Genomic DNA, 19,172 nt, shown 5'->3' on the forward strand with positions numbered 1-19,172 from the left:
CAGGGAGTTGTCGTCCTTATGACACACAGTAAGCTGGCGCGCGACGTGGACATAAGACCGCTCGCTCGTTATGTTCAAGCGGATATAGCTGGAGAGAATGGATGGAACGCGCGGCGAAGCAGGCGGCTGGAAGCAACCACGTGCGTGAGTCGATGCGCGCGGCCGTGCGATGAAGTCAGAGCGGAACGCCGGCCGCCGTCGATTTCTCGCTTGTCGGCAGATCGAAGCAGAACGTCGTGCCGGGTCCCGCGCGCTCGATCAGGCGGATCTGGGTCTGGTGCAATTGGAGCATGCGCTGCACGATCAGCAAACCAAGTCCGCCGCCGCGATGCGCGCCACCCGAGCTGAACGGGCGTTCGAACAATCCCTCGCGCTGCTGCGCTGAAATACCGGACCCGGTGTCACTCACTGTGACCGAGACCCTGCCGTCCTTGTGCGCGAGTTCCACGTCGATCACGCCGCCGGCGGGCGTGTGGCGAATCGCGTTGTCGAGCAGATTGGTCAGCACGCGCTCGATCATCCCCAGATCGGCGCTGACGGCCGGCAGACGCGGCGGAATTTCCGCCCGCAACTGGATGTGCCGCGCCTCGGCCGGTAACTCGAACTTCTGAAAAATGTCCTGCACCAGATCGACCAGCGAGAACTGCTCGAGCGCGGGTTGCACGTTGCCGTGTTCGAGCCGGGCCAGTTCGAATAGCGACTGCGCGAGCCGCCCGACCTTGACGCTCTGTGCCAGCGCAATCGCGAGATAGCGTTTGCGTTCCGTTTCGCCGAGCGTGTCGGCCTTGAGCGACAAGGTCTCCAGATAGCCGTGCAGCGACGTGAGCGGTGTGCGCAGGTCGTGCGAAATATTGGCGATCAGCTCACGGCGTTGCTGATCCTGTCTCGTCAGCGCACGCCACTGCTCGCCGATGCGGTTCGCCATTTGCGCGAACGTGGTTTCGAGCACGGCGATTTCGTCGCGCTGTCCGGCCGGCGCCGAGCGCGGCACGGCCGGCTGGGTGGCCGGTTCGCCGTCGGCATCGAAACGGCGCATGGCGTCGGTCAGGCGGCGCAGCGGCCGCGTGATCAGGCCGAAAGCGGTCAAGCCCGCGAGCAAACCGAGCAGCGCGACCAGCGCCATCGACCACAGCGTGGTGCGCAGCACGGAGCTGGCGGCCACACGTGCGGCGAGCGCGTCATGCTCCTCGCCGAGCAGGACGACATAGATATAGCCGGAGGGTTGCTGGCCGCTCAGTTGCAGCGGTGCGGCGCTGAACACCTTTTTTCCGTCCACGCTGCGCGGGTCGTCGCCGAGAATCGGCAACGTATCGCCGGCGATGAATTGCCGGATCGGCGCGAGATCCACCTGCGCGCGCTTGACGTGACCCGCGGGGGCGTCGTCACCCTCGATGCGCCCCTGGTTGTCGAGCAGATACACCTCGACGCTCGGATTGACCATCATCAACTGGCCGAAGAGTTGCCGCACCGCGTCGGGCCGCAGGCCGTTCGCATCCATCAGGGTCGTGCGGTGCGCGATATGGTCGGCGAGGCTGCGCGACAGGCTTTGCACGACCTCCTTTTCGTGCAGGTCGCTGGAGCGGATCTGCAGCCATGCCGACGCGCCGCAGCACGCCAGCAGCAGCGCGGAGAAAACGAGCGAGAGCCGCTGGGTCAGTGTCAGCGTCACGGCGTGTCCCGAGGTGCGCTGTTAGACGCCGGCCCGTCGCCTGACATGCTGCCCGGCACGGCCAGTTTGTAGCCGCGCCCCCAGACTGTCAGGATGCGCTCGGGCTGGGCCGGATCGGCCTCGATCTTGGCGCGCAGGCGGTTGATATGGGTGTTGACGGTATGTTCATAACCCTCGTGCTGATAGCCCCACACGGCATTGAGCAGGTCCATGCGCGAGAACACCTTGCCGGGCTGTTGCGCGAAGTAATAGAGCAGGTCGAATTCACGCGGCGTCAGTTCGATGGCTTTGCCGTCGACGCTCGCCTCGCGCGTCAACGGATCGATCGACAGGCCGGCAATCCGCAGACTTCCCGCGTCGATTCGCGAGTCTTTCGCCATGGCCTCGACGCGCCGCAGCAACGCCTTGACGCGCGCCACCAGTTCGAGGACCGAGAACGGTTTGGCGAGGTAATCGTCCGCGCCGAGTTCGAGGCCGAGAATGCGGTGCACTTCGCTCGAACGCGCGCTGGTGATGATGATCGGGGTATAGCGCGTCATCGCGCGGGCGCGCCGGCAGATTTCCAGACCGTCGACGCCGGGCAGCATCAGGTCGAGGATCAGCGCGTCCCAATTGCCTTGCTCCAGCAGACGCAGCCCTTCATTGCCATCCGCGCTGTGCACGACTTCGTAACGCTCGTCGCGCAGATGAAGGCTCAGCAGGTTGGCGATGTCGATGTCGTCTTCGACGATCAGGATGCGCTTCGAGTGGTCCATGGAGGGCTTAGACGCTGGTGAGGGCGTGGTTTGGCGCTGTAAAGCAAGGGCGCCCGCAAAAGCGGGCCGTTGCGTCATTGTGCAAAATTTTCGGGCGGCGAGTTATCACATTTAATTTAACTTTTCGTGAGGACTTCGACATCGCTCGCGCCTTAGCATGGGGCCACTTTCCGCAGATTCCTGCGTTCACGTCTGGAACCGACATGTTACTTATCGTTCTTGCCTATCTCGGCGGCGCCCTGACGATTCTCAGTCCGTGCATTCTGCCGGTGCTGCCGTTTGTGTTCGCGCGCGCGGATCAGCCGTTCGTGCGCAGCGGGCTGCCGTTGCTCGCGGGCATGGCGCTGACGTTCGCCGTCGTCGCGACGCTTGCCGCGGTGGGCGGCGGCTGGGCCACCCAGGCCAACCAGTATGGCCGCTGGCTCGCGATCGCGTTACTCGCCGTGTTCGGACTGTCGCTGCTGTTTCCGCGCTTTGCGGATCATCTGATGCGCCCGCTGGTGAGCGCGGGTAACCGCCTGTCGAACTTCGCCCAGACTGACGGCCAGCAGGGCCGTCCAGGTTCGTCATTTCTGCTGGGTATCGCGACCGGCTTGCTGTGGGCGCCGTGCGCCGGTCCGATTCTCGGCCTCGTGCTGACCGGCGCGGCATTGCGGGGCGCGAGCGTCGGCACTACGTTGTTGCTGGTGGCGTATGCGGCAGGGGCCGCGACCTCGCTCGCGGTGGCCTTGCTGATCGGCGGCCGGGTGTTCACGGCGATGAAGCGCTCGCTGGGCGCGGGCGAATGGATCCGCCGCGGGATTGGCGCGGCGATGTTGTGCGGCGTGGTGGCGATCGCGTTGGGCCTCGATACTGGCGTGCTGACGCGGATCTCGACCGTCGCCACGGGTGGCATCGAACAGAAACTGGTCGATAAATTTTCGCCCGGCTCGACGCCTGTCAATCCGGTGGCGGCGGGTAATAGCGCCAACGCTTCGGCTAATGCACAGGTCAATGCACCAGCCAACGCATCCGGCAACGACGCGGTGATGACCGCCAACCCCGCCGCCGGCACAAGCGACTCCGCCGGCTCCGGCGCGATGATGCGCACCGCGCAAGACGCGCAAGACGCACCGGGCCGCGCGGCCCCGCTGCCCGTCGAAGGTGTGCTGCCGACGCTGAACGGCGCGGTCCAATGGCTGAATTCACCTCCGCTGACGGTTCAGGACCTGCGCGGCAAGGTCGTGCTGGTCGATTTCTGGACCTATTCGTGCATCAACTGCCTGCGCTCGCTGCCGTATGTCAAAGCGTGGGCGCAGAAATATAAGGACCAAGGTCTGGTTGTGATCGGCGTGCATGCGCCGGAATTCGCGTTCGAGCGGAATATCGACAACGTGAAGAAGGCCACGCACGACCTCGGCATCGACTATCCGGTCGCCATCGACAACAACTACGCGATCTGGCGCGCGCTGAACAACCAGTACTGGCCGGCGCATTATTTCGTCGATGGCAAAGGGCAGATTCGCTATCACCATTTCGGCGAGGGAGACTATGCGGAATCGGAAAAGGTGATTCAGCAACTGCTGGCTGAAGCGGGCCATGCAGGTGCGTCGAAGATCGCGCTCGGCATTGCCGGCACGAGCGCGCAAGGCGTGCAGGCCGCGGCCGACAACGCCGATATGCAGTCGCCGGAAACCTACATCGGCTACGAGCGTGCGGAGAATTTCACGTCGCCGGGCGGTGAAGCGCAGGACAAGGTGCATACCTACGCGGCGCCGTCGCAACCTGCCGTCAACGATTGGGGCCTTGCGGGCGCATGGAACGTGGGCGCTGAACACGCGACGCTCGCGGCGCCGTCCGGACGCATCGTCTATCGTTTTCATGCGCGCGATCTGCACCTCGTGCTAGGTCCGGGCAAGGACGGCAAACCGGTTCGCTTCCGTGTCAGTGTGGACGGCGCGGAGCCAGGCGCGGCGCACGGTACTGACATCGCCGCAGACGGCAGCGGCACGGTGACCGAACAGCGTCTTTACCAGCTGGTTCGGCAAACCGGCGATGTCGCGGATCACACGTTCTCGATCGAATTCCTGGATCCTGGCGTGCAAGCGTATGCATTTACGTTCGGCTAATTCAAGCCGGGCGGCGTGAATCAATCACTTTCTGAAGGACTGACATCATGGACACGACTTCTACTCGCCAGAATTCCCGGAACAAGCGTGCAGCCTGGAGCAAACTCGCCGGTTGCGTCGCCATTGCGGCGAGCGTTTTCGCCGCAGAGCGCATCGCGAATTCAGCAGAAGCGGCGGTGAAGGTTCCGCCGCCTGCCCAGGACGAACAGGTCGGCACAGTGCATAGCGAAACCGCCGTATTCGCGGGCGGCTGCTTCTGGGGTGTTCAGGGGGTATTCGAACACGTGCGGGGCGTGAAGCAGGTCGCCTCGGGCTACACCGGCGGCGCGGCGGGCACCGCGCAATACGAAACCGTCAGCGAAGGCGATACGGGGCACGCGGAGTCGGTGCAGATCACTTACGATCCGACCCAGATTACCTACGGGCGTTTATTGCAGATTTTCTTCTCGGTCGCGCATGATCCCACCGAGTTGAATTACCAGGGCCCCGATCACGGCACGCAATACCGCTCGGCGATTTTTCCCGCCAATCCTCAGCAGCGTAGCGTCGCGCAATCGTATATCGCGCAGCTCGACAAAGCGCACGTATTTTCAGGGCCGATCGTGACCCGCGTGGAAGATTTCAAGGGTTTCTATCCGGCGGAAAGCTATCACCAGAATTTCCTCGCGCTTCATCCTGACTACCCGTACATCGCGATCAACGATCTGCCGAAGGTGAGCGGCTTAAAGCGCATGTTCCCCGATCTGTATCGCAACGATCCGGTGTTGCTGAAAGTGGGCGTCTAGTTTCTCGCGGAGGCCTGGGCACGTTGCGTGGTGCGGCCCCCGCGTGCCGGGTCGTAGATCGACTGGCGACCTCTGCGCGCTGGTCAGCCGCGAGCGAGGGCGCGCTTTTGCCGGCCGGTTTCTGGAGGATTGTGGATTGACGGTCAAAGGCCCAAACACACCGCCCCGGCCGCGACGACCACGCACGCGGCCCAGCGTTTTGCGCTGACCGCTTCCCGCAAAAACACCCGCCCGATCAACACCGCGAACACCACGCTGGTCTCGCGCAACGCCGAGACCGTGCCCATTGCGCCCGACTGCATCGCCCAGATCACAATGCCATATGCCGCGATCGACACGAGGCCGCCCGCGAGCGACGAGCCGACCGCCACGGGCGCGGCCCGTACCGGTGTCCACAGCGCGGCCAACCCGCGCTTCGCGACGAACAGCACCGGCATCAACCAGTAGAACAGGAACATCCATGCGGTGTAGGTGAGCGCCTCGCCGTGGGATAAGCGCACGCCGATACCGTCGATCACGGTATAGAGCGCGATCGTCGCGCCGGTCGTCAGCGCGGCCAGCACACTCGCGCGCGACACGCGGCTGCCTTGCAGCGCGATCGCGATGATGCCGCCCGAGATCATCGCGATCCCGAGCGCATGCAAGGGGCCGATCGCTTCATGCGCGAAGAACGCCGCGCCGAGCGTGACGAGCAACGGCGACGAGCCGCGCGCAATCGGATACGCCTGCGCCAGATCGCTGCGGCGATAGGCTCGCACGAGGCTCATGTTGTAGACGATATGCACCAGTCCCGAGGCGATGATGTACGGCCACGCCGCGTGGGCCGGCCATGGCGTGAACAGGACGACGAGTGTGGCGACCACTGCGATGGCGACGCTCATCACGGTCATGGACAGGAAGCGGTCACCGTTGCCGTGCAACATGGCGTTCCAGGTTGCATGGAGCAAAGCGGCAAAGAGGACAAGACCGCCGGTGTAACTGAGCATGCGGATTCCTGGTGGGAAGAGTGCAAAAAAAGGTACGGGGCAATATGAAAGGATATCTATCTTGTGACCGGCCAACAAACCAGATAAACTGGCGTTTCGTGTTAGATAAACTCTCGTGAATGAAACGGCTATTGCCTCCGCTCAATGCGTTGCGTGCCTTCGAGGCCGCCGGCCGGCTCGGCAGCTTCAAGGAAGCCGCCGCCGAGTTGCACGTGACTCACGGTGCGGTGAGCCAGCACGTGCGCCTGCTCGAGGAGTGGCTCGGCGCACCGCTGTTTGAGCGGCACAACCGGCGCGTGGTGCTCACCGCGGCGGCGCGGGCTTACCTGAAGGAGATCGGCCCCCTGTTCGGGCAGCTTTCGCAGGCCACCGCGCGATATGGTTTGCCCGAAACGGTCTCCCGGACGCTGTCGGTGAATGCGCCCGCAACCTTCACGTTGCGCTGGCTGGTGCCGAGGCTGGCGAAATTCCGCGCCGAACATGCCGACGTGGACGTCAATGTGGAGACGTCGAACGAGTCGGTGGAGAGTCTGAAAAATGGCTACGGCATCGTCATCCGCGGTGGTCCGGACACCTTCTATGGCTACGCGATGCGGCCTTTCCTGGCCGAGGAAAGGCTGCCGGTTTGCAGCCCCGCACTTTTGCAGCGCGTGCCGCTTCGGATTCCAGAAGATCTGCGGCAGCATACGTTGCTGCACACGTCGAGCCTTCCGCGGCTTTGGCCGGACTGGCTGGCGAGCGCAAGGATTGCCGCACTCCGGCCCGCTGCCGCGCTGACCTTCGACCACTTCTATCTGACGTTGCAAGCTGCCATCGACGGAATCGGCATTGCGATGGGACCGACCGCGCTGGTGGCGGACGATCTTGCCGCCGGCCGGCTCGTTGAGCCGTTCGCCGGTCCCCGTCTGCCGTCGCGAAGCTATTGCACGTACGTACCCGATGAGAAGTCCGCGGATGATCTGGTCGTGCTGTTCCGCTCATGGCTCGAGCGCGAGGGGATGGGTTCGCAAAACGGGAATGGCGCGTCAGATGAGCGAACCCCCTGAGTGAAATAACGCAATCACCCCTTAAGAACTGCGGTGTGCCGCCGATAACACGTGAGGAGCTTTTGTGAATTGAATGTTTTCAATAATTCATGGGCTCAGGTGTAAGCTAGGCAGCTTCCAAAAAATCCGTCTTGCGTCGCAGGCCGTTAGCGCACGGAACGGAATGGCACGCAACGCCCGCGATAGGCAAATCAGGCGTCCAGATGGCTGTCAGCTTAATGGAAGGTTCTATTCAAGCCACCTTCTCACAATGGAGAGATTGTGATTCGACATGGCCTTGGCGGTTTGCTGCTTGCGCTTTGCCTGGTTGGCAAGGCGATGGCGGCCGGTCCCGATTGTTCGCGTTCATTTACGCTCGGATTGCACGATCACGGGCTGCTCTATTCAGTCGACACCGACACCGGGATCGACAAGGATTTCGCCGACGAACTGATCCGCCGCAGCGGCTGCCAGGTCAGGGTGAGCCTCATGTCGCGCGCGCGGATCTGGAAACTGATCGAGTCCGGCGCGCTCGATTTCAGCCTGTCCGGCATTGCCAACGACGAGCGCAATCAGTACGCGGATTTCGCCTGGTATTTCAGCGACAAATACTACTTACTGGTGCGCAAGGATGCCGGTATTCATCAGCTGCGCGATTTCGAGCACAACGACCAGTTTCAACTCGGCGTGATCCGCAGCTTCCGTTATAGCGACTCGGCCAACCGGCTGGTCGACACGCTGTCGGCTGAGAACCGCGTCAGCCAGGCGGGCGGGCTGGGTCCGCTGTATGAGGCACTGATCCTCCGGCGCATCCAGGGGATGATCATCGAACCCTTCGACTATCCGGTTCTCGACGAAAAGAAAATTCGCGACGTGACCACCATTGTCGAGTTCAATGATCCCGCCGTACCGCACGGCCTCATCATGTCGAAGCGCGCGTTGCCGGCGGCGGAGCGGGCAAAGTGGCGCGCGCTGGTGAATGAGATGCGCGCGGACGGCACCGTCCGGCGGATCTTCGAGAAGTATTTCAAACCCGACCTCGCGGCTTCGATGGTCGACTTCCAGACGCCACCGTGAGCTGGCCGCGCCTTGTCCTGGTGCCGTTACTGGTCTTATCCGCCGCGCTGAGTGTGACATGGATACTTTGGGACCACGAACGGCAAGCCACCCGCCATGAATTGCTCACCCAGTTCGACTTTTCGCTGGGCGACGCGGTCAGCCGGGTCGAACAGCGTATGGCGACCTATGAACTGCTGCTGCGCGGCGTGCAGAGCCTGTTCGCCGCCACGGGCGAAGTGGACCGTGACACATTTCGCAACTACGTCAGCACGCTCAATCTCGATGCTAACTTCTCCGGCATCCAGGCCATAGGCGTCGTCGAATGGGTGCCGGCGGCGCAAAGGGACGTTCATGTGGCCACCATGCGCCGGCAGGGCCTGACCGGCTACACGATCGAGCCCAAGGGCGCGCGCGAAGACTACGCACCCATCATCCAGCGCGAGCCGTATATCGGTATCAATCGCATGGCACCAGGCTTCGACGCGTGGGCCGACCCGGCGCGGCGGCGAGCCATGGAAAGGGCGCGCGATTCCGGCATGGCGAGCCTCTCCGGGAAGGTGCGCCTTTCGGTGGATACCGAGGCCGATGCCCGCCCCGGTTTCATCATGTACTTGCCGATCTACGCACAAGGGCAATCGCAGGATAGCGTCGCTCAGCGACGGGCGCACCTGGTCGGCTGGGTCTACGCGTCGTTCCGCATGCACGACGTCATCGCGGGTCTGTACGGCGAACAGCCGCCCGGCCTCACCATCGCCATCTATGACGGCGTCGAACCGTCTGCCGCAGCACTTTTGCACAGGACGTCCGTGGCTGGCAGCCAGCATTCGCCTGCCGTCATTTCGGCCACGGAATATCTGGTCGTCGGCGGACACGACTGGACGCTTTCGATGAGTGCGCAGGACGACTTCAAAGATCGTTTCGGCCGTAACGCGGAACTGCTGATCGCCGGCGGCGGCATCGGCCTGAGCCTGCTGCTGACGCTGCTCACCTGGCTGATGATGACCGGCCGCGGCCGCGCGATGCGGCTCGCCTCCGAGATGACGCAGGAATTGCGCGAGAACGAAGAAAAATTCCGTGCGATCGCCGACTGCACGGTCAACTGGGAGATCTGGTGGGGACCGGACGGCAAGCCTCGCTGGATCAACCCATCGGTGAAGGACTACACGGGCTATACGGTCGACGAGTGCATGGCCATGCCCGACTTCGCAGGCACGCTGATCTATCCGGCGGATCTCCCCCGGGTTGCCCCTGAGTTTTTGAAGGGCCTTCAGGGCCATCGTGGCGACGACCTCGAATTTCGTTGTATTCGCAAGGATGGCTCGGTGGTGTGGCTGTCCGTTTCGTGGGTGCCGATCAGCGATGCCAAAGGCGATTTCATTGGCTTTCGCACGAGCGGGCGCGACATTACCGAGCGCAAACAGGTCGAGACCGAACTTCGCATCGCGGCGGTCGCCTTCGACTCGCAGGAGCCGATGATGATCACCGACGCCAACGCCAAGATCCTGCGCGTGAACTCGGCTTTCACCGAATGCACCGGCTATATGGCTGCGGAAATTGTGGGGCAGACACCGCGACTCCTTCGATCGGGCCGTCACGGTGCTACTTTCTTCCGCGAGATGTGGGATGCGATCCATCGTACCGGCGGCTGGCAAGGCGAAATCTGGGATCGTCGCAAGAACGGCGAGGTGTATCCGAAATGGCTCACGATCTCCGCGGTCATGAGAGAGGATGGCGTGGTGAGTCACTATGTCGGCACGCACCACGACATTACCGAACGCAAGATCGCGGAAGAAAGAATCAAGGAACTGGCCTTCTTCGATGCACTGACCCGTTTGCCCAACCGCACGCTGCTGCTGGACCGCCTGAAGCAGGCAATCACGGCCAGTGCCCGCAGCGAAGCGTGCGGCGCGTTGCTGTTCATCGACCTCGACCACTTCAAGACGTTGAACGATACCTTGGGCCACGACAAAGGCGATTTGCTGCTGCAACAGGTGGCGCAACGTCTGGCTGCCAGCGTGCTCGAAAGCGACACCGTGGCACGGGTGGGCGGCGATGAGTTCGTGGTGGTGCTGGGCAGCTTGCATGCGAACCGCGAGGAGGCGGCCAGCCAGACCGAGGCCCAGGGCGAAAAAATTCTCTCTGTGCTTGGTCTGCCGTATCAGCTTGGCGACATTGAATACCGCAGTACCGCGAGCATTGGCGCCACGGTATTCACGGGGCAGCAGGCTTCAATCGACGAACTCCTGAAGCAGGCCGACCTGGCGATGTACAAGTCTAAAGAGCGAGGGCGCAATGCGGTGTGCTTCTTCGATCCGGACATGCAGACGGTCGTCGTGGAGCGGGCCGCGCTCGAGGCGGGGCTGCGCAACGCGATCGAGCAGAAGCAGTTCCTGCTGCATTACCAGGCTCAGGTCGACGGCGCTCGCATTACGGGCGTCGAAGCGCTGGTGCGTTGGCAACATCCGCAACGCGGTATGGTGCCTCCTGCCGATTTCATTCCGCTCGCCGAGGAAACCGGACTGATTATTCCCCTCGGCGGCTGGGTCCTCGAAGGGGCGTGCAAGCAACTGGCGCGATGGGCAACGCGGGCGGACACGGCTTATCTCACGATTGCGGTCAACGTCAGCGTCCAGCAGTTCCGCGAACCCGACTTCGTGGACAAGGTGTTGACCACCATTCGTCAAACCGGCGCTCGGGCAGACCGTTTAAAGCTGGAACTGACCGAAAGCGTGCTGGTCGACAATGTGCAGGACATCATCGAGAAGATGGGTGCGCTCAAGGCGAAAGGCGTGGTCTTTTCTCTGGACGATTTCGGTATCGGTTATTCGTCGCTCTCCTATTTGAAGCGCCTGCCGTTGGACCAGTTGAAAATCGACCGGTCATTCGTGCGCGATGTGCTGGTCGATCCCAACGACGCCGTGATTGCAAGGGCCATCGTGACCCTTGCGCAGAGTCTCGGCTTGGGTGTCATTGCCGAGGGTGTGGAGACGGCGGCTCAGCGTGACTTCCTCGCTGCCGCGGGATGTCACGCCTATCAGGGCTACTATTTCTGCCGCCCGCTGCCCGTCGAGGGCTTTGAAGCGTTTTTGAACAGGGACGCGTTGCGCCAGTGCGTAGCGGAATCGGAATCATCACAAAACGGGTGAGACCGAATCCGCCGCATACGGCCGGTTCGGTGTAGTCCGGCTTAAAAATTAGCATGCACGTTGACGAATGCGCTCAATGATTCACCCACATACGCCCCTGCGGCATTCGCGGCAATGAAGTAGCGCCGGTCCGTCAGATTGTGAACGTTGAGGTCGATGCCCCATTTGGGCGCTTCATAGCCAACTGCCGCATTCACAATCACATACGACGGAATGGAATTGACGTTCGTGATGTCGCTATAGGTCTTGCTGACATAGTTGACACCGGCGCCGACATGGAACCCCGGCACGCCCGCGATAGAGAAGTTATACAGCGTCCACAGGTTCGCCATGTATGCCGGTGCGCCTTGCGGATGATTGCCGACCGACGTCACGCCTTGCGGATTGTCGGTAATCTTCGCATCTTGCGCCGTGAAATTCGCGACGACATGCCATTGCGACGTGATGCTCGCATCAAGCGACGCCTCCGCGCCTTTCGTCCTCTGACTGTCGAAGACGACGCTTTCGACATTGTTGATCGTCGTCAGCGAAGCCACGTTATCGCGCTCTACGTCGAATAGCGCTGTATTCAAGACGTACCGGTCGTCGAGGAACGAGAACTTGACGCCCACTTCATATTGCAGCGCGGATTCCGGGGCGCCGATACCATTCTGCGTATTCTCGGAGTTGAAGTTCGCGAGATGACTCCTGGAGACGCCGAAATACGGCGACATCCACGGCAGGGCCTTGTACAGCACACCGATGTTCCAGCTCACCGGCGCGTCATTGCGTGTGTCGGTCACGCCGGCAACGAGCGGTTGTCCCTCTGTATCGAACCGGCCGGGTACCGTGATATTCGGCGTCAGCGACGTGTCCCACCAGTCCTTGCGCACGCCTGCGCGGATTTTCAGCTTGTCGGTCACGTCGATCTGATCGGTAGCGTAGACGCTGTAGTAATTTGCGAGCAGATGATCGTTATCGCACGAATGCTTTGCGTCACAAAGAAAAGTCAGCCCCGCCAGCGACGTCTCTGGCGGCACCGGCGCGAATGCGTTCGGGATGTTCGGCAGATCCGCCGTGGTGCGCTCCGTGTCGATGGTCTGATGCTGATACTCGAAGCCCGTCAACAGCGTATGTTTGACGCTGCCGGTCGCAAAGCGCCACACCGGCTCCAGCTGATAGTCGAAGCTGTTGTCCGAATCGTCCTGCTGGCGCAGTTGCCTGCCGACCACTTCGTCACCGCTTATCTTCGTACTCGTGCTGTCGCCGTTGCCAAGCACATCCAGGCTGCGGTGCAGATACGAGAAGCGGTTATTGATGGTCAGAATGTCACTGACCTTCCATTCGTCGGTGAGCGTGGGGCGAACGTAGTTGCCGCGCGCGAATGCAAAGGGTGTCGAATACTTCGAGTCGATCGATACATTCGTAATGGGCGAACCGTGGAAATAGATCAGGCCATACGAGTCGGGCGTTTCATGGATGTCGCGTGCATCGAGTGAGAAATTGATCTTGTGATTGTCGAGTTTCCATTCGAACGCCGGTCTGATTTCCTCGTCGCGGCTCGCCAGATCACGGAATCCATCGGAACGCGATACCGTTGCGTCGACGCGATAGTTCAGCCCCGAAATCCCGGTTGGACCGGTCACATACGCACTGCCGGAGACTGTGCCGTACGAGCCCGACTCGATATTGCCGCCGAAATGAAAGTCCGAGGACGGCGTGTAGTGGACGATATTGATCGTGCCTCCCGGCGGCCCGCTGCCGAACAGCGCCGATCCGGGACCTTCCAGAACCTCGATGCGCTCGACGCCGTTCAACGAATGCGAGATGCCGCCCAGCAGGTCGCCGTCGGAGAATCCATCGTTATAGATCTGCGCATTGAGGCCGCGGATCAGGAAGTGATCGTAATAGCCCTTGCTGTCCTGACCGCCGACATTCACGCCGCTGGCATTGCTGACGCCTTGCCGAAGCATCGTCGCGCCTTGCTCGGTCAGCAGCGCGCGCGGAATCACCTGCACGCTCGCGGGCAAATCCTTCAGCGCGGTTCCCGTCTTGCTGACGCCCACAACCTGGTCGGGGTCGTTCACGTTGTCGTCCTGAGCCAGCCCGGACGTCGCACGGACCTGTACCGGCGGGAGGGTCGGTGCGTCGGCCGCATTGCCTTGCTTACCGCCTGATGACGGCGACTCCTGGGCCGCAGCCGAATGCGCCAGCGTCAGGGCGATGAGCGAGCCGCTCAAGCCCACGCTGGCTTTCTTTCCAAACCATCGGACATCGATCTTCTTCACGTTCCATTCTCCTGTTTCATTTTGTCTGGCGCCGGTTTGTGATTTCGCCTGCGATTGCTAAGGCCACAACCCAATGTGGGCAGCGCTGCACCGGGGTTCGCTAGTGGTAAATGCAAATCGTTACGATTTATATTCATAAAAATTCCGCTATTGCGCCCTGTTATTCAGCGTAGCGGGGCCTCGTTAGTGAAATCTGCTACTGAATCCCAGATTTGCTTCAACTAATCCGCTGTCAGCTCTTGCCGACATCCCAAAAATGCGAAAGGGAGCCATGACAGCTCCCTATGAACGGCATCGATCGTGGTTTTATTCCAGGCGGATTTGCGTATTCATTACGGCTTGTTACTAAGTTGCCGAAGCGACCGGCGACGCGCTCAGGCGTCGGGAAGTCGTTGTGGTCGTGGCCGTGGTGCGTGGACGCTCGGGCCAGTTGGGCGATACGCAAGAGTATGCGTGACTGACATGGCCAACGTGGCGAATCAGATTTCCACGCGTGTCCCCACCTCGATTACCCGATTGGCCGGCAGCTTCAAATAAGCCGCGACGTTGCCCACGTTATGCAGCATGACCGCGAATAGCCGTTCGCGCCACATGGCCATGCCTCTGTCGCGCGTTGGCACCACGGTGGCGCGGCTGAGGAAATAAGACGTTTCCGTGGGCTCGAAAGTGAGGCCCGATACCTTGCATGTCTCGAGTGCTCGCGGCAGATCGACTTCATCCATGAAGCCATACGTGATCGTGATCTGGTAGCACTCCGAGTCGAGCGGATGCACGGTCACGCGCCTGGCCACCGGAACCCACGGGATTTCCTCGTTATTGACAGTCAGGAATACGACACGATCGTGCAGCACGCGGTTGTGCCTCAGATTGTTGATCAGCGAGTGCGGCACGCCGTCGGGGTCCGGCGTCAGGAAGATCGCCGTACCGCCTACCCGCGTCGGCGAGTGGGCCAGCAAGGTCGTGAGGTAGGGCTTGAGCGGCGTGGTTCCGGCCCGCACGCGCGCTTCGGCACGCATCAGCTCCCAGCCGCGTCCCCATGTCGCCATGATCGTGTAGATGATCAGGCCGACCAGCAACGGGAACCAGCCCCCTTGCGTCAGTTTCAGCAGGTTCGCGGAGAAGAACGTCGCGTCGATGACGAAGAAGAACACCGTCGCAAAGATACATAGCCACCAGTTGTAATGCCACGCATAGCGCACGACGAAGAACGTCAGAACCGTCGTGATCAGCATCGTGCCGGTCACGGCAATACCGTATGCGGAACCGAGCGCCGTCGACGAGCCGAAGCCGAGCACCGCGGCCACGACGGCAAGCAGCAACGCCCAGTTGATGCCTGGCACGTAGATCTGCCCCATTTCCTTTTCCGACGTATAGATGACGCTCATTCGCGGCAGGAAGCCGAGTTGCATTGCCTGCTTGGTCATCGAATACGTACCGGAGATGACAGCCTGGGAGGCAATAACAGTCGCGATCGTCGACAGCACGATCATCGGATACAGGGCCCATTGCGGGAACATATGGTAGAACGGATTTTGCAGCGCGCCTGGCTCGGCAAGCAGCAACGCGCCCTGGCCCAGGTAGTTCAACGCGAGCGCAGGAAAGACCAGGCCGAACCATGTCAGCCGGATCGGTTTCGCGCCGAAATGGCCCATGTCGGCATAGAGCGCTTCGGCGCCCGTCAGCGAAAGCACCACGGCACCCAATGCAACGAAAGCCAGCCACCGGTGGTGCAGGCAGAACGCCAGTCCGGCAAATGGATTGAGCGCCATCAGGATGGCCGGCGCCCGCGCCATGTTGATGACGCCCGCGAGTGCAAGCACGATGAACCACAGCACCATCACAGGGCCGAAGACCTTGCCGATGCCGGCGGTCCCGCGCTTTTGCATCAGGAATAGCGTGACGAGCGCAACCAGTGTCACGGGTATCACGCACGTCTTCAGGAATGGCGCGGCGACCTCCAGGCCTTCGACCGCGCTCAACACGGAGATGGCCGGCGTGATCACGCTGTCGCCGTAAAAGAGCGCCGCGCCCATGATGCCGACGGTCAATAGCGTACGGCGCAACCGCGGCCGGGTGATCACCGACGAGGCGGCGAGCGCCAGGAGTGCCATGATGCCGCCCTCGCCGTGATTGTTGGCGCGCAGAATCAGCGCGACATATTTCAGCGAGACGACGATGGTCAGCGACCAGACGATCAACGACACAATGCCGACTATATTCAGCGCATTCAATGCGAGCCCATTGAGCGGGTCGAACACGGTCTGCAGCGTATACAGGGGACTGGTGCCAATATCGCCATACACGACACCCAACGCCGCAAGCGCAAGCACGCGCAACGCGGGCCGCTGATGCGCGGGTTCTCCCGGACGGCCACTCTCGGACGCGGCAGGTGCAGTCAGGCTCATGTCTCGCTCCCCATTGGCGCTTGTTCGCGCTCGATCAATCTGTACGCCGAGTAATGATCTGTGGATTGGCTTGTTCCCTTCGTTGTTCAAAGTATAGGGAAGCAACCTTGGAAAAGCAGGTTCGATACAGTAGCAGGCTCCATTCCCGCAAGCGCTACCTTATGGCTGCCTCAAGGTCGTGGCGCGTTGCCGGTGCGTTCGCTGTCGTTTTCACGCGCCAGCGCGCGTGCGGTCTCCGCTCTGGCTTGTTCGTCGGCGTGAAGCAACGCGGGTGAAAAGAAGCAGCCCATGACCGCGGACAGGATAATGAAAGTCGAGGTCGCATCGACCAACAGTCCGAAGCGCACGAAAATGTAGAAGCAGCATAGAAGATTCAGCAGATGCAGGAATATGCCCAACGCGGCGACTCCCCTCGGGACCACTCTGATGAACACCGCAAACCGCGAATGAGGGCGGGGCACGTACCAGATGATCAGCAGCCCGAACATCATGATGAAGGCGCTCTCTGCCCATTTCAGCCAGGTGGGGCGCTGCAGGAAACGTCCCTCGACAATCGTCTCGATGACCTGCGCCTGAATTTCGATGCCCGGCACCAGTTCGCCCAGCGCCGTCGTGCGCATGTCGGTCACGCCGGCGCCGGTCAGTCCGACCAGCACCAGTTTGTCGCGGAGACGTTGCGGGTCGACTTTGCCCTGCAAGATGTCGCGTGCGGACACGTAGCGGCTCAACGTCGACCGGATGGACGCGAAATGCAACCAGATATCACCGCCGGGCTGCGTGGGCACCTGAACATCCGCGACACCTACCGCTTGCACGCCGGATGGATCGGCAAACACATCGAGCGCCGCTGAGCCTGTGGCGAGACGGAGCATTTCCATCGGCAGATTGGGAACCAGTTTCTCGTTCAATCCCATGACGAGGGGAATGTGCCGGACCACGCCCTGTTCGAGCGCCACGCTCAGCAACGCTTGCCCGTGCGCTGCCGCTTGCAGTTCCGGCAGACTGGCCAGCACATATTCAAAGCGTCTTACGCTGCCGATTGGATCGGCGCCATGCACGAGGATCGGCGCGCTCCTCAGATCGGTGCTGCTGCCGAAGGCGGCATGATCGAGCGCGGCGGCACCCAGTATGGTCGGCGCCGCGCGCAAGGATCTGGCGAGAATGGCTTCATGACTGGGCAGGGCCCGCAAGCCGGCGGCGAGCGCCGCGGCCGATTTCGGCAGATTGGCGGCCACCTTGTCGGGCGAGGTCTGGTCCGGCTCCGGCATGTAAATGTCGAGACCGATCGCCAACGGTTTCTGTGCCGCAATGGCATCGACCAGGTCCGCGAGCCGGTTACGCGGCCACGGCCATTGGCCCACGGTGGCCAGCGTCTCCTCATCGATCTCGACAATGGTCACGGGCTGAGCGGTCGGAATGCGCGGGAAGCGTCGTTGATACTGGTCGAACAGAAGTTGCCGCGCCGTTTGAAAGTAGTCCGGCAGCGCCTCGTTCAGCGCGTTCACATAAGCCGGACGCGCTATGTTGCTCGGCCATTCGCTGCACAAGTTGAGCAGGCTCAGGCCAAACAACACCACCAGTGCCATCGGACGCCCTTGGACCCGCTTCAGCAGACGCCTGATCCGGGCAGGCCATGGGGCGTCATAGCGTTTCATCGAAGGAAAGGCCATTTAGCGCCGATGACTGGCGCGGTCATTGAATGGTGATGACTGCGCGCCGATTCATGCGATGGGGAATGCCATCCGCCGTGGGGACCAGCGGCTCACGCTTGCCCCGCGCGGCGGTCTCTATTTGCCGGGCAGGAATGCCAGCCTTGATCAGGAATGCCGCAACGGTCTGCGCCCGCTGCATGGACAGCCTGTCATTGAATTCCTGCGAGCCTGCCAGATCGGTGTGACCGACCACCACGAGCTGAGGCGCAGGCCACGTCGCCAGCACGGCTTTCAACTTCTGGACCGTGGCGGCGGACTCCGGCGCCAGTTCGGTGGCGGAGTCGAAGAGAAAAAAGAGCGTGAATGTCATCGGGCGAGGAGGCCGCGCCGCGAGCAGCTCGCCATAGCGGGTCTGCACACTGGATTGGCTGTCCACCGTTTTTTCGATGGCGCCGCCCTTGGTGACGTCGACCTCGGCGTAAGCCGTGTTTATGGTTTGCTCTCCGGTGGCGCTGTGGACTGTGACTGCACCGACTTTGCCCTCCGGATCCGGCAATAGAATAATTTTGTCCGGCGTGCTGCACCCGGCGAGAAAAAGCAGCATGACGAATGCCGCGGCAGAGGCCAGCCCGAAACTTCGGATGATGGCCTTCACCGTCCATTCTCCCCGTGGCCGCCGACTTCGATGATGAATTCGGTGCCGCGCACGCCCAGGGTAGTGGTCGGCGTGCTGAAGCGGACCGCATCCGGATTCGCCTTCGCTAGCTTCCCGGAAATCACTGCGAGAGATCCGCGTTTGACGGTGGCGTCGAGCACTCCGTCGTGGGTCGTGGTGTTGAACGCGAATTTGTTGAGGTCGAGGATGGTATTGGCGCCGGCCGAGAGTTGCGTGGTGTCACGCAGCGTGATGCCGACGGATGATTCCGGACCGGTCACGATGCGATCGCTGCCATAAACCTCGCTGCCGATGGCCGCGCCGGAACTTCCTCCAGCACGCTCGATCTGCACCGCACCTTTGAGTGTCTTGACGACGCCGGCGGCGTCGTCGGCACGTGCATCGACGGCAGCCATGTAGCCGCAGGCAAGGATCAGGAGATATTTGAGGGATCGGAGACGCATCGGCGGCACCTGAAGGGAAGTGGCTTAGCATTTCAGCGCCACTGGCTAGTACATAAGCGCTCCAGCGGACCCATACAGCCTGGTGGACCATTCTGCCGAGTTAACGATTCGGCCACGTCAGGAGATACCCGTATAGGTATGTCGATTCGCTCACGAATGGCGCGCAATGGCGAACGAGCCGCGGCGCGATAGTACG

13 protein-coding genes are annotated in these 19,172 nt (G+C 61.8%); 5 read left to right on the plus strand and 8 right to left on the minus strand.

The window, feature by feature from the left end; genetic code table 11:
* Positions 1–175: 175 nt before the first annotated feature.
* Together PQR53_RS12725 and PQR53_RS12730 are read right to left on the minus strand one after the other, a co-directional pair.
* Positions 176–1,669 carry a sensor histidine kinase gene (locus tag PQR53_RS12725; protein ID WP_408453850.1) on the minus strand — a complete coding sequence of 498 codons (1,494 nt, stop codon included), beginning with the start codon at positions 1,667–1,669 and terminating at the stop codon, positions 176–178.
* Entirely contained in the window at positions 1,666–2,424 is a 759-nt protein-coding gene (locus tag PQR53_RS12730; RefSeq protein ID WP_408453852.1) for a response regulator transcription factor, read from the minus strand. Before PQR53_RS12730 ends, PQR53_RS12725 begins: the two co-directional genes overlap by 4 nt.
* Before the next feature lie 203 nt (positions 2,425–2,627).
* Between PQR53_RS12730 and PQR53_RS12735 the strand changes: the two genes are divergently transcribed.
* Positions 2,628–4,532, plus strand: a complete 1,905-nt coding sequence (locus PQR53_RS12735) for a cytochrome c biogenesis protein DipZ (protein ID WP_408453855.1) — start codon at positions 2,628–2,630, stop codon at positions 4,530–4,532.
* A 47-nt stretch (positions 4,533–4,579) separates the two neighbouring features.
* Positions 4,580–5,317 (plus strand): peptide-methionine (S)-S-oxide reductase MsrA, encoded by a 738-nt coding sequence (gene msrA / locus PQR53_RS12740; protein ID WP_408453858.1) that lies wholly within the window; start codon positions 4,580–4,582, stop codon positions 5,315–5,317.
* Positions 5,318–5,460: 143 nt separating this feature from the next.
* Here msrA and PQR53_RS12745 read toward each other — a convergent pair whose 3' ends face one another.
* Positions 5,461–6,303, minus strand: a complete 843-nt coding sequence (locus PQR53_RS12745; protein WP_408453861.1) for an EamA family transporter — start codon at positions 6,301–6,303, stop codon at positions 5,461–5,463.
* Positions 6,304–6,422: 119 nt separating this feature from the next.
* On the opposite strand from PQR53_RS12745, the gene gcvA reads away from it, so the two are divergent.
* The 3 genes from gcvA (at position 6,423) to PQR53_RS12760 (ending at position 11,533) form a co-directional block, all read left to right on the plus strand.
* The gene (gcvA, locus tag PQR53_RS12750) at positions 6,423–7,349 is read left to right on the plus strand and encodes a transcriptional regulator GcvA (RefSeq protein WP_408453864.1); all 927 of its coding nucleotides are present in this window, start codon (positions 6,423–6,425) and stop codon (positions 7,347–7,349) included.
* Positions 7,350–7,610: 261 nt separating this feature from the next.
* Entirely contained in the window at positions 7,611–8,405 is a 795-nt protein-coding gene (locus tag PQR53_RS12755) for a substrate-binding periplasmic protein (protein ID WP_408453866.1), read from the plus strand.
* Positions 8,402–11,533: a bifunctional diguanylate cyclase/phosphodiesterase gene (locus PQR53_RS12760; protein ID WP_408453869.1), complete on the plus strand. Its 3,132-nt coding sequence runs from the start codon at positions 8,402–8,404 to the stop codon at positions 11,531–11,533. The genes PQR53_RS12755 and PQR53_RS12760 overlap by 4 nt, the downstream gene beginning before the upstream one ends.
* Positions 11,534–11,574: 41 nt before the next feature.
* Here PQR53_RS12760 and PQR53_RS12765 read toward each other — a convergent pair whose 3' ends face one another.
* The 5 genes from PQR53_RS12765 to PQR53_RS12785 form a co-directional block, all read right to left on the minus strand.
* Positions 11,575–13,800, minus strand: a complete 2,226-nt coding sequence (locus PQR53_RS12765; RefSeq protein ID WP_408453872.1) for a TonB-dependent receptor — start codon at positions 13,798–13,800, stop codon at positions 11,575–11,577.
* Between the two features lie 479 nt (positions 13,801–14,279).
* Entirely contained in the window at positions 14,280–16,205 is a 1,926-nt protein-coding gene (locus tag PQR53_RS12770) for a potassium transporter Kup (protein WP_408453874.1), read from the minus strand.
* A gap of 170 nt (positions 16,206–16,375) precedes the next feature.
* Positions 16,376–17,860 carry a CHASE2 domain-containing protein gene (locus tag PQR53_RS12775; protein ID WP_408453877.1) on the minus strand — a complete coding sequence of 495 codons (1,485 nt, stop codon included), beginning with the start codon at positions 17,858–17,860 and terminating at the stop codon, positions 16,376–16,378.
* A gap of 37 nt (positions 17,861–17,897) precedes the next feature.
* The gene (locus tag PQR53_RS12780) at positions 17,898–18,512 is read right to left on the minus strand and encodes an OmpA family protein (protein ID WP_408453880.1); all 615 of its coding nucleotides are present in this window, start codon (positions 18,510–18,512) and stop codon (positions 17,898–17,900) included.
* Positions 18,509–18,976 (minus strand): FecR family protein, encoded by a 468-nt coding sequence (locus PQR53_RS12785; RefSeq protein ID WP_408453883.1) that lies wholly within the window; start codon positions 18,974–18,976, stop codon positions 18,509–18,511. Before PQR53_RS12785 ends, PQR53_RS12780 begins: the two co-directional genes overlap by 4 nt.
* Positions 18,977–19,172 lie beyond the last annotated feature (196 nt).

This window comes from Paraburkholderia fungorum (genome assembly GCF_046027605.1).
Lineage (GTDB): Bacteria > Pseudomonadota > Gammaproteobacteria > Burkholderiales > Burkholderiaceae > Paraburkholderia > Paraburkholderia fungorum_F.

What these genes read in the sequence shown, in the direction of transcription:
- PQR53_RS12730 (WP_408453852.1), bottom strand. Translation starts at nt 2,424, where the DNA reads ATGGACCACTCGAAGCGCATCCTGATCGTCGAAGACGACATCGACATC.
- PQR53_RS12735 (WP_408453855.1), top strand. Translation starts at nt 2,628, where the DNA reads ATGTTACTTATCGTTCTTGCCTATCTCGGCGGCGCCCTGACGATTCTC.
- msrA (WP_408453858.1), top strand. Translation starts at nt 4,580, where the DNA reads ATGGACACGACTTCTACTCGCCAGAATTCCCGGAACAAGCGTGCAGCC.
- PQR53_RS12745 (WP_408453861.1), bottom strand. Translation starts at nt 6,303, where the DNA reads ATGCTCAGTTACACCGGCGGTCTTGTCCTCTTTGCCGCTTTGCTCCAT.
- gcvA (WP_408453864.1), top strand. Translation starts at nt 6,423, where the DNA reads ATGAAACGGCTATTGCCTCCGCTCAATGCGTTGCGTGCCTTCGAGGCC.
- PQR53_RS12770 (WP_408453874.1), bottom strand. Translation starts at nt 16,205, where the DNA reads ATGAGCCTGACTGCACCTGCCGCGTCCGAGAGTGGCCGTCCGGGAGAA.
- PQR53_RS12775 (WP_408453877.1), bottom strand. Translation starts at nt 17,860, where the DNA reads ATGAAACGCTATGACGCCCCATGGCCTGCCCGGATCAGGCGTCTGCTG.
- PQR53_RS12785 (WP_408453883.1), bottom strand. Translation starts at nt 18,976, where the DNA reads ATGCGTCTCCGATCCCTCAAATATCTCCTGATCCTTGCCTGCGGCTAC.